Below are 10,745 nucleotides of genomic sequence, written 5' to 3'. Positions count from 1 at the left end.
GATTGGTTAAGCCAATCACTCTGAAGTACTTTCAGTACTCAATTATTGGAATTAACGTTGACATATTGTCATTCAGTTTTCAATGTTCATTATAAAATAATTTGGAGCGGGTGATCGGAATCGAACCGACAACATCAGCTTGGAAGGCTGAGGTTTTACCACTAAACTACACCCGCTTAGCTATATTAAAATTGATGAATGGTGCGGCCGAGAGGATTTGAACCTCCACGGGATTTCTCCCACTAGGCCCTCAACCTAGCGCGTCTGCCATTCCGCCACGACCGCGCATGGTTTGCAGTACTCAATCAATTTGTTATTTAAGTGACTGTCATTAAGTATATTACATTAAGTTTACAAAGTCAATACAAATGATTAACTTTTTAATGTAATTTTACATCGAATAACTTGTCTTAATATTTGTTACGTTTCGTTCAAGCAACATTAACTATAATACGCCGGATCTATTATTTCGTCAATGCTTTTTTATTAAAAATTTAAATAAAAAGTACTACACTCGCATATTTTTAGTGTAGTACTTTCCCAATTATTCTTTATGTTATATTTTTTAACTTTCCACCACATCGTCCACATCTATATTTACGTGTATTAACACGTTTAATACGTTTGAATTCTGTTTTACATTGCCCACATTGATATAAATAGTTAGCACGTTCTTCATAACTTTGAACGGCTTTACAAAATCGCGGTGCACCTACTTCGTTACTTAAATCTTTGAATGCTTTGTCTTTATGCTGGTATCCTTTACCTTCTAAATGTAAATGATAATGACAAAGTTCATGTTTAATTATATCTATAAGTGCCTCAACACCAAAATGTTCATATTGCTTCGGATTAATTTCTATATCATGACTACTTAATAAATACCTTCCACCAGTTGTTCTTAACCTTTTGTTAAATATTGCATTGTGTTTAAAAGGCTTATTAAAATATTCCGTTGATATATTAGACACAAGTTCTTGAAGTGCCTTATTGTCCATTAGGGTCTATCATAGTTAATGACACTTTTTGTTTTTCTTGGTTTACATCTAATACCCAAACATCAACTATATCTCCTACACTTACAATATTCATAGGATGCTTAACATATCCTTTAGATAATTTAGATATATGAACAAGACCATCTTGTTTAACACCTATATCTACAAACGCACCAAAGTCGACAACATTTCGTACTGTACCACTTAAAGCCATATTTGGTTTTAAGTCTTCCATAGAAAGAACATCTGATTTTAAAATTGGTGTTTCGAATTCATCTCGTGGATCTCTTAATGGTGCTATTAAAGAAGCAATGATATCTTCTAGCGTTGGTATACCTATATTTAAGGTTTCACTTGTATCTTGTATATCTAATTTATTTAGTTTTTCTTTTAATATATCAGAACCAATATCTTCTTTTTGTAAACCAACATATTGAATCAACGCATAAGCCGCTTCATAACTTTCCGGGTGAATAGCTGTTTTATCAAGTGGTTCAGTTCCATCTAATATTCTTAAAAATCCGATACTTTGTTCAAATGTTTTATTCCCTAATCTTGGAACTTTAGCTATTTCTGAATGATGTGTAATAACACCTTTTTCTTCTCTAAATTTAATAATGTTATTTGCAACTGTATTGCTAAGACCAGACACATAGCTTAGTAATGATGGAGATGCTGTGTTCACATCAACACCAACTTGGTTAACGGCAGTTTCCACGACGAATTTTAAAGTTTCACTTAGTGCTTTTTGATTTACATCATGTTGATATTGACCAACACCGATTGATTTAGGATCTATTTTAACAAGTTCACTTAATGGATCTTGTACACGTCTACCTATAGATACAGCACTTCTCTCTTCAACTTTAAAATCAGGAAATTCTTCTCTAGCTATATCTGAAGCTGAATAGACAGAAGCCCCCGCCTCATTAACGATCACAAATTGGCAAGGTAAGTTGTGCTTTTTAATCATTTCAGCTACAAATTGTTCTGATTCTCTACTTGCTGTTCCGTTACCAATCGCAACTAATTCAATGTTGTGTTTCTTGATCATATCTACAAATATCTTTTCCGCTTGATCAGTTTTAGATACTGGAGGATGAGGATATATCACATTTTTATCAACAAACGAACCATATTCATTAATAACTGCTAACTTACAACCCGTTCTGTATGCTGGATCTAGTCCTAGTATTTTTTTACCTTTTAATGGTGCTTGCAATAAAAGGTTTTTTAAATTCTCAGAGAAGATCTCAATTGCATGTTCTTCAGCTTTTTGTGTTAATTCACTTCTAATCTCTCTTTCAATAGAGGGTAAGATTAATCTTTTCAAGCTATCTTGAATAGCTTCATTAATGACTTCAATATGTTTATGTTCTTTTTTCACAAATTGAGTTGTTAAATAACTTTCTAATGACGCTGTATCTATTTCGAATCCTACTTTCAATATACCTTCTGATTCTCCACGGTTAATAGCTAGCACTCTATGAGGTACTATTTTCTTAATCGGTTCTTCATATGTATAGTACATTTCAAAGATATTTTTCTCATCTTCAGCTTTCTTTTTCTTCTCAGTCACTAATTTACCTTGTCTTTCAACACTATTTAAAATGTATTTACGGTATTTAGGCTCATCTGAAATCATTTCAGCTATAATATCTTGTGCACCTTTAATGGCATCTTCATGAGATGTAACTTCTTCAGTAATATATTTTGAAGCTTCTTCAACTAAATCAATATTAGAAGTACCTTCAAGTATCCATTTAGCTAAAGGTTCTAAACCTTTACGTTTTGCTTCTGTAGCTCTTGTTTTTTTCTTTTTCTTAAATGGTCGATATAAATCTTCTATTCTTTGTAATTTAGTTTGTTTTAAAATATCATTTTTTAAGTCTTCTGTTAATAAACCTTGTTCATCAATTAATCTGATGACTTCTTCTTTTCTATTATGCAAGTTAAGTGCATATGTATATTCATTTTCAATTTGTTTAATTTCAACTTCATCAAGTCCACCAGTTAATTCTTTTCTATATCTTGCTATAAAAGGCACTGTATTCTTATCTTCTAGTAATTCTAGTACAGTTTTAATTTGTTTTTCTGTAAAAGGATGATTTTTCTTTATGATTTCTATTAGTTCTTGATTCATAATTGCCTCCTAAAAATAGTTATATTCCATTTTAACATAAATAGAATATAACCATTTTTGATTTTGAAAAGAGCCAGAAACATTTGAAATGTTTCTGGCTCTCTTAATATATTATTTATTTCATTGCAGCTTCTTTTAATTTCTTTATTGCTGTTCTTTGAAGTCTTGAAACATGCATTTGACTGAGACCTATTTTTTCGCCAGTCTCTTTTTGACTTAAGCCCGTAATAAAGGTGTATTGAATTATTTCTCTTTCTCTATCCGTTAAAATAGGCAGAATTTTTTCTAATATCATTCTTTTTTCTGTTAAATCATAACCTTCTTCAGATTCTCCCATAATATCTAACAAGGTAACGGTAGATCCGTCTTTATCCGCTTCGATAGAATGGTCAACACTTAAGGCATTATAACTTTGACCCATTTCCATTGCTTCTAGAACATCTTCTTCAGTTACTTCTAATCTATTCGCAATTTCAATAATTTTAGGTGATCTTCCTAATTCATTAGTCAATTCTTCATTTGCCTTTTTTATTTTAGGGCCAATTTCTTTAATTCGTCTAGGTACATGTACACTCCAAGTTTTATCTCTTAAATATCTCTTTATCTCACCAATTACTGTTGGAACTAAAAATGCTTCAAACTTTCTTTCAAATGAAACATCGAATCTTTTTATAGCACCTAATAAACCAACCATACCAACTTGAACAAGATCTTCATGATGTGCTTGGCCTTTAGAATATTTATATGCTAAAGATTCTACTAATTTCTGATAATGTAATACTAGCTTTTCTTGAGCTTCACTATTATCATTTTCTTGGTAATCTGCTATCCAAGCATTAATGTCTTCTGGAGAAACTTCATTATAAACTTTGGACTCTTCCGTCATGTGTTTGCACCTGCTCTTTAGATAAATACTTTGTCATACTTATTGTAACACCAGCATCTTTTTGGACACTTACTTCATCCATTAATGACTCAATAAGAAATAGTCCTAATCCACCTTGTCTCAAGAAATTGATATTATCACTTTCTTGGTAAGGTCCAAGCACTTTTTTAGCTTCTTCATAATTAAAGCTTTTACCCGAATCTGATACAATGATTTCTATTTTATCTTCAAATACAAGGTAACCTATTAATATTTCACCTTCAACTTTATCACTATATGCGTGTTTCACTGCATTTGTTACCGCTTCTGACACTGCAATTTTTGAATCTTCAATATCTTCATATGAAGCACCAGCTCTATTAAACACGCCAGATAATGTTAATCTGACAAGTCCAACATATTCTGGAGCTGCAGGGAATCTCATCTCTATATAATCATAGTTAGATGTCATCTCATTATACCTCCGTTCCTTTGTTGACATGCATTAATTCTTTAAGTCCTGTAATATCAAATAATCTCTCAATTCTGTCAGATACACCAAGCACATATAGTGATTTATCATGTTCATTGAGTGATTTTAATGTGCCAACAAATAAACCTAAACCAGTAGAATCCATATAACTTACGTTCTCCAAATTAACATGTATATCATGTGTTCCTTTTTGTCTAATCGGTTGTAATACGTCTTGAAGTTGAGGCGCAGTGTACACATCCAATTCTCCGCCAACTTTAATTTCATAGTAGTTTTCATGTTCAGTAGTTTCAATGTTAAGATTCATTCCTTGTTACACCCCTAAATGTATTAGACTTTCATCATTTATTTTTACCCGTTTTTAAAATGTTTAATCTTATTTAACACATCTTAAATATTTTTAACTTACAACTATTTAACTCTTTTAACAATTAATATCGTTAAATCATCTCTTTTATTTGGATTCTGTAGTTTGACTAGTTCTTCATATAAGATTTGGACAATGTCTTGCGGATGTAGTTGTTTGTACTCATCAATCATACTTAATAAATCTGTCGTTTTGATAAATTCATTTTGTTGATTGCGCAATTCTGTTACACCGTCAGTAAACACGATAATCATATCTTGTAATTCTATTTTTATTTCACTTTGTTTATAACGTGTATGTTTATTAACACCGAGCACAATACCTCGTTCAGACATTTCTTCAAATTCTCCAGTCTGACTTCTATATATGTATCCAGGCTCATGTCCTGCAGAACTATAATAAAGCATGTTATTAATTTCTTCATATAGTCCATAGAACATTGTCACAAACATATTTTGATTAACGTTCTTTTCCACAACTCGATTCAAACGTTTCAAACCGTCACTCGGCAATTGCGAATGACCGTAAGAGTCCATACCAAATTTAATCATACTCATCGCTAATGCTGCCGGTATCCCTTTACCGATAACATCTGCTACTGCAAAACTCATAGTTCCGTCATTATGATCAATTAAATTAAAATAATCTCCACTTACTTTTTGTGCTGGAACAGAAATTGCCCCAATTTGAATACTATCAAATTGAGGGATTTGAGGCTTTAGCATCGTTTGTTGCAAGCTAGACGCAACTTCCATTTCTTTATCATGAATTTTAATTTTATTTAATAACTTCTTGTAATCTCGGTATGTAAAGCCATAGCCTATCATGACTTCTAAAAGAACATCAAATGAACGAATGATTTGTTCTTTAGTCAGTTCTTGTTCCTGTTCCATAATATTTACATGTAATTGTACTATCTCCTCTGGTGAAACATTATCTTCAATGGCTTCAGTTGAAAATGTTTGGCAAGATGATAAAATTTCGTCATCATTTGTTTGAACATAATCAAGTAATAATTGAAGATACTGTTGTTTCTTTTGTTCTGACACGAAGTCACCTCGTTTCAAATATACTAAAAAAGCTTTAGGTTAATCCTAAAGCGGAAGACGTTTTAAAGTAATATTGATTCTTTTAAAACAATTTCATTATGTATTACCTAATGTATCAAATTTTTGTTGCAAAGTTAGATTGAGGCTGATTGCAATAGCAGTATCAACCTCTTTCATCTTTGCATCAGATAAATATGTTAATTTTTCTTTTAAGCGTTTTTTATCAATAGTTCTGATTTGTTCAAGCAAAATTACGGAATCTCTGTCTAATTTATATTTCGCTGCCTCAATTTCTACATGAGTGGGAATTTTGGCTTTATTTATCTTACCAGTAATTGCTGCAACAATCACAGTCGGGCTGTATCGATTACCTGTATCATTCTGGATAATAACGACTGGTCTTGTTCCCCCTTGTTCAGAACCTGTAACTGGTGAAAGATCTGCGAGATATACATCTCCTCTTCTCATTTATTCACCTTGCTGAGAGGCTATATGCGATTCATTTGAATCACAAGCTTCACATTCACAATAGTATGCTTCAGATGCAAGGGAGAGATTTAAATCGGCCATTGAACGATAGCCTTCTTTCAGTGTTTGTTCTAAACTTTGTGTACGATTTTGCGTTAAAGATGTCATAACAAATACCTCCAGATAAAATAAATGTAAATTTTGTTGATTAAGTTATTAATATCATAACAAATGTAACTCTATTTGACTATGCTATTTTAATAATTCGTTCGTAATTTCAACCTTTTCACCATCATGATAGATACGTGGTAATCTCTTTTTCAAGTTACAAAGTACTTCATAATTAATGGTATCCTGTGCTTCAGCAATTTTTTCTGCTGATTGTTCCGAATCAACATCATTATCCATGAGAATGACTTTATCACCTGTTTGAACATCATCTGGTACTTTAATCATCGTTTGATCCATACATACTCTACCTATGACAGGACAATTCACACCATTTACATTCACGAGCGTATCTTGCATCTTTCTTAAGTAACCATCTGCATAACCTATTGGTAATGTGGCTACTTTAATACGTTCACCAGCAGTAAATGTTGCACCATAACTCACTGTTTCTCCTGGTTCTAAATATTTAGTTTGAACGACTTCTGTTACTAATTGCGCAGAAGGCTTTAATTTTAAATTAGAAATTTCTTGAATATATTTTGATGGATAATATCCATATAATGAAATACCAAATCTAACAGCTGTACAAATAGATGCATCATATCTTAAGGCACCTGCTGAATTTTGAGCATGTATATATTCAGGTGTTTGAGAAGACTCTACAAATTCTTCAAATAATTCATATTGCTTTTTAGAAAAATCATTTGGTTCATCTGCAGAAGCAAAGTGCGTATACACACCTTCAAATATAAGGCGTTCATGCTGATCTATTTTATGAACGACATGTTGGTAAGTTTCAACATCCTTCAATCCAATTCTACCCATGCCTGTATCTATTTTTACGTGCATCCATAAAGGTTTATCAGAATCATCATCTATTGATTCTATTGCATCATCTAACCATTGTTCTGATGGAACGGTTAATGCAACTCTATGTTGAACAGCTTTATTAATATCTTTAGTATTAATAACGCCGAGTACTAATATTTTAGCTTTAATACCATGCATTCTTAATTCAATTGCTTCATCTAATGTCGCAACTGCAAAGAAGTCTACACCTTCATTCATTAAATATGTTGCAATTGGTACACTTCCTAATCCGTACCCATTTGCTTTAACGACTGCCATAATTTTCTTATTTGGATGAAGTCTTCCTACTGCTTGATAATTTTCTAGTATTGCCTTTAAATCGACGTTGATATAAGTTGGCCTATAATATTTTTCGGACAACAGCAAGGCACCTCCTCTTATAATATTTGTATTTTATCATATAGAAATCAATCTTGCTTAATATTTTCTATAATCACAATGGCTTCTGCATAATGTTTTGTGTGTGTAATGGACGGATGAACACGGTACCCTTCACAAATGATTTCTGGTTTTCCATTTTCATCTGGTAAACAATTAATCGAATGAAAGCCGTATTTTTTACCAATACCTGTACCCATCGCTTTGCTAAATGCTTCCTTCACAGCAAATCTACCAGCGATGAATTCGACTTTTCTTGATTCTAATTTGATTTTGTTAAAAATATTTATTTCATCTTTTGTTAAAATTTTATTAACCATTTCTGGTCGTTTCGTATACCAATCTTGTATACGTTCTATTTCGACTAAATCTATGCCGACTCCTTGAATCATCGTTAACACCTTCATTTTCACTGATTAAAATCATTTTTCAATTCTATTTTGTATCGCGTGTTTAATACGATTTGCCTTATCTTTATTTAAATATTGAATCGTTCGATTTCCTCCAGCTGTGGACAACGTAATATTAGCCAGGTTAAACTTTCTCATTATGAATCCTTCATATAGATCAACATTTTGAATTCTACCCATAGGTATCGTTGTTTCTCTAATCATAAAAATACCTGATTTAATGTTTATTTCATCATCATTTATTTCATACCTGAAATTTCTATACATGTAATAAGGCTGGATGATTAAACCATATATAGCTATTACCAAGATGAGCACGACTGGAATAAGCAGAAACCATTTTGAAGCTGTCGTCCACCATAAATTAAAAATTACTGCCATAACAATTAATATAATGATGAGTATTGAAATTGTAATGAGCGATCCAATACGTTCAACGACCATTCCCTTTTTATCCATTCTATATCTAGGAAGCATCTATGTGACCTCCTTTATCTTTATACCATTTATAAATATTTAACGTATCTTGTTTATTAATAAATCTTAATCCTTTGGACAACATACCATTTCCATATGCTATTTGAATTGTGAAATGTGCAATATCTTTACGTTTAATAATTGGATTTTCATGTAATTCAAAAGTTAAAATCTTATTTCTATTCGCCCAAATTGTTGTATATTCAAACGGTGTTGCATTCAGTATGACAATTGAGTCGTCATAAATTTTATATCCAGATTTCAACGTAATGATACTTGCATATAATAGCATAACCAAGAATATTACTAATCCGATCATCCAAGTATAAGACCATAAATATATTTGGATAGGTATCACAATTAACAATAAAATAATGGTAGGGATGAACACTCTTCTACGAATACCTTGTTTAGGTAAGCCTTTTTTAACGGAATGAAACTGAAATTGCGGAATAATATCTTCAAGTAATTGATATGCTTCTTTCTTCTTCATAAATGGCAAAATTGTCACAGTACCGACATCAGTATCTTCTCCATTTTCAAAATGTCCATCTGAAGTAATAATCGCTGATATTTTAGTGTATCCGATCACTCTTCTGAATATAGATTCTTCTTCTTTTAATGCTTGTATTCTTCTAATTGGAACGGTACGCTTTTGAACAGTTAACAAACCATATTTAACCGTTAAAAGTTCCCCATCAAATGTTAATTGATATTTATAATTTTTAATAAATACAATGAGAGATCCAATGACATAACTCAATATAATAAATAAAAGTGTAATTGATATGATAACAAATGTTAAATTAACAACTTGATTAATCAGTGGACTGATGTAATCCTCGATATCGATTATTTGTGTGAAAAATCCAAGTAATAAGCCAAGTGCTGCAAATACAATCAAAATGCCACCACTTGTAAAACTCATCTTCAATAAATCTTTAGTTGATAATCTAAAGAACACAACTTCTTCTTTTTCATTAATAACATCATATTGATCAGAATCAGACGACGTTCCATCTTCCTCGTTTAACTCATTTTCGCTTTGCTCTTTATTTTTAATAGCATATTTTCTTTCTTTTAAATATTTTGAAAGACTATCACTTTGAGACTTCGTAATTGTATCTAATTCAATACCATCACTCGGAGTTTTAATACTTAAACTCACGCCACCTAACAACTGATGTACAATATTTTGAGAAGTATCAACAGACTGAATCCTTTCAATATTTAACTCTTTACGATTTTTTGAAAAGACACCCCAAGTCATAATCAATTGATCATTCTCAATCCAATAACGTGTATTGTAAATCTTAATTGCTTTAAAAATACTACTTATAAATGAAAAAATTAATAGAACAATTGGAAATGTAAGGTCCCAAAAATTATCAAGTCCGCGTGTTACAACAATAAACACAGCGATTATTAATGGAAATACATTTTCTTTTAAACTGGCTAAAAAGCCACTAACATAAGATATTGGATGTAATTTTTGAGGATCAAACATCATCAGTCACCTCTTTAACCTTAGTCATGATATTTAATCTCGTTTGGTCAGCTATCTCTCGGTTGACCATTGGTAACACTTCTAAATTACCTGCTGTTACAACAACGACAAAGTAAATATTAAACAATCTTGAAATTGGTCCGTGCTTTATCGTTACATATTGTATTCTGTCATAAGGTTGTACAAATCGTTTTTGATAATAAAGCCCACTTTGTACTTCAATATACCGTTCTCCAATTTCGAACGATGTTTTTTTAAGTCGTATGATCGGGCTTATAAATCCTATCGCAATGATCAACAGCGCAATCGGTGTCACAATATAAATGAGAAATGTCCACCAATCATATTCATGCCATAAAAATACAAATACAATGTACAAAACTAAGATAACTATGACATTTATAATATGATTTACATACTCATATTTTATAGACTGTTTTGGCATTTTGTGTTCGAGTATTGGTTTATACATATAATCTCCTCTATCGTTCAATTTACGTGTATTATATCATAAAAAAAGTGTGCGTAACCTTAGAGATTACACACACT

General features: G+C 31.5%; 13 protein-coding genes and 2 tRNA genes. All 15 read right to left on the bottom strand.

Annotation, left to right across the window (positions count from 1 at the left end):
- Positions 1 to 102: 102 nt before the first annotated feature.
- The 15 genes from LQ679_RS04210 to LQ679_RS04140 all read right to left on the bottom strand — a co-directional run bounded on the left by LQ679_RS04210 (position 103) and on the right by LQ679_RS04140 (position 10,668).
- Positions 103 to 176 (bottom strand) — tRNA-Gly (locus LQ679_RS04210).
- 23 nt (positions 177 to 199) lie between these two features.
- Positions 200 to 285, bottom strand: a tRNA-Leu gene (locus LQ679_RS04205).
- A gap of 266 nt (positions 286 to 551) precedes the next feature.
- Positions 552 to 998, bottom strand: coding sequence for a SprT family protein (locus tag LQ679_RS04200; RefSeq protein ID WP_239762119.1), 447 nt, complete (start codon positions 996 to 998; stop codon positions 552 to 554).
- On the bottom strand, positions 988 to 3,141 hold the full coding sequence (locus LQ679_RS04195) for a Tex family protein (protein ID WP_196307901.1): 2,154 nt from the start codon (positions 3,139 to 3,141) through the stop codon (positions 988 to 990). The genes LQ679_RS04200 and LQ679_RS04195 overlap by 11 nt, the downstream gene beginning before the upstream one ends.
- Before the next feature lie 115 nt (positions 3,142 to 3,256).
- The gene (gene sigB, locus LQ679_RS04190; protein ID WP_037589755.1) at positions 3,257 to 4,027 is read right to left on the bottom strand and encodes an RNA polymerase sigma factor SigB; all 771 of its coding nucleotides are present in this window, start codon (positions 4,025 to 4,027) and stop codon (positions 3,257 to 3,259) included.
- Complete coding sequence (rsbW, locus tag LQ679_RS04185) at positions 4,002 to 4,478, bottom strand: anti-sigma B factor RsbW (protein WP_025904514.1); 477 nt, start codon at positions 4,476 to 4,478, stop codon at positions 4,002 to 4,004. The genes sigB and rsbW overlap by 26 nt, the downstream gene beginning before the upstream one ends.
- A gap of 4 nt (positions 4,479 to 4,482) precedes the next feature.
- A complete protein-coding gene (locus LQ679_RS04180; RefSeq protein ID WP_025904513.1) occupies positions 4,483 to 4,806 on the bottom strand; it encodes an anti-sigma factor antagonist in 324 nt (107 codons plus the stop codon).
- Between the two features lie 104 nt (positions 4,807 to 4,910).
- Positions 4,911 to 5,915 (bottom strand): PP2C family protein-serine/threonine phosphatase, encoded by a 1,005-nt coding sequence (locus LQ679_RS04175; protein WP_037589756.1) that lies wholly within the window; start codon positions 5,913 to 5,915, stop codon positions 4,911 to 4,913.
- 96 nt (positions 5,916 to 6,011) lie between these two features.
- The gene (locus tag LQ679_RS04170; RefSeq protein ID WP_025904511.1) at positions 6,012 to 6,383 is read right to left on the bottom strand and encodes a type II toxin-antitoxin system PemK/MazF family toxin; all 372 of its coding nucleotides are present in this window, start codon (positions 6,381 to 6,383) and stop codon (positions 6,012 to 6,014) included.
- Positions 6,384 to 6,551 (bottom strand): type II toxin-antitoxin system antitoxin MazE, encoded by a 168-nt coding sequence (mazE, locus tag LQ679_RS04165; RefSeq protein ID WP_025904510.1) that lies wholly within the window; start codon positions 6,549 to 6,551, stop codon positions 6,384 to 6,386. It abuts the gene before it with no gap.
- Positions 6,552 to 6,635: 84 nt separating this feature from the next.
- Positions 6,636 to 7,784 (bottom strand): alanine racemase, encoded by a 1,149-nt coding sequence (gene alr, locus LQ679_RS04160; protein WP_239762118.1) that lies wholly within the window; start codon positions 7,782 to 7,784, stop codon positions 6,636 to 6,638.
- 47 nt (positions 7,785 to 7,831) lie between these two features.
- A complete protein-coding gene (gene acpS / locus LQ679_RS04155) occupies positions 7,832 to 8,194 on the bottom strand; it encodes a holo-ACP synthase (protein WP_239762117.1) in 363 nt (120 codons plus the stop codon).
- Between the two features lie 30 nt (positions 8,195 to 8,224).
- Complete coding sequence (locus LQ679_RS04150) at positions 8,225 to 8,689, bottom strand: PH domain-containing protein (protein WP_159315399.1); 465 nt, start codon at positions 8,687 to 8,689, stop codon at positions 8,225 to 8,227.
- Positions 8,679 to 10,199: a PH domain-containing protein gene (locus tag LQ679_RS04145; RefSeq protein ID WP_239762116.1), complete on the bottom strand. Its 1,521-nt coding sequence runs from the start codon at positions 10,197 to 10,199 to the stop codon at positions 8,679 to 8,681. The genes LQ679_RS04150 and LQ679_RS04145 overlap by 11 nt, the downstream gene beginning before the upstream one ends.
- A complete protein-coding gene (locus LQ679_RS04140) occupies positions 10,189 to 10,668 on the bottom strand; it encodes a PH domain-containing protein (RefSeq protein ID WP_239762115.1) in 480 nt (159 codons plus the stop codon). Before LQ679_RS04140 ends, LQ679_RS04145 begins: the two co-directional genes overlap by 11 nt.
- Between the last annotated feature and the right edge of the window lie 77 nt (positions 10,669 to 10,745).

The organism is Mammaliicoccus sp. I-M35 (genome assembly GCF_022386455.1).
In the GTDB taxonomy this organism is placed as follows: Bacteria; Bacillota; Bacilli; order Staphylococcales; family Staphylococcaceae; genus Mammaliicoccus; species Mammaliicoccus sciuri_A.
The sequence above is the reverse complement of the archived record's forward strand: the minus strand, read 5'-3'. Positions and strand labels throughout refer to the sequence as shown.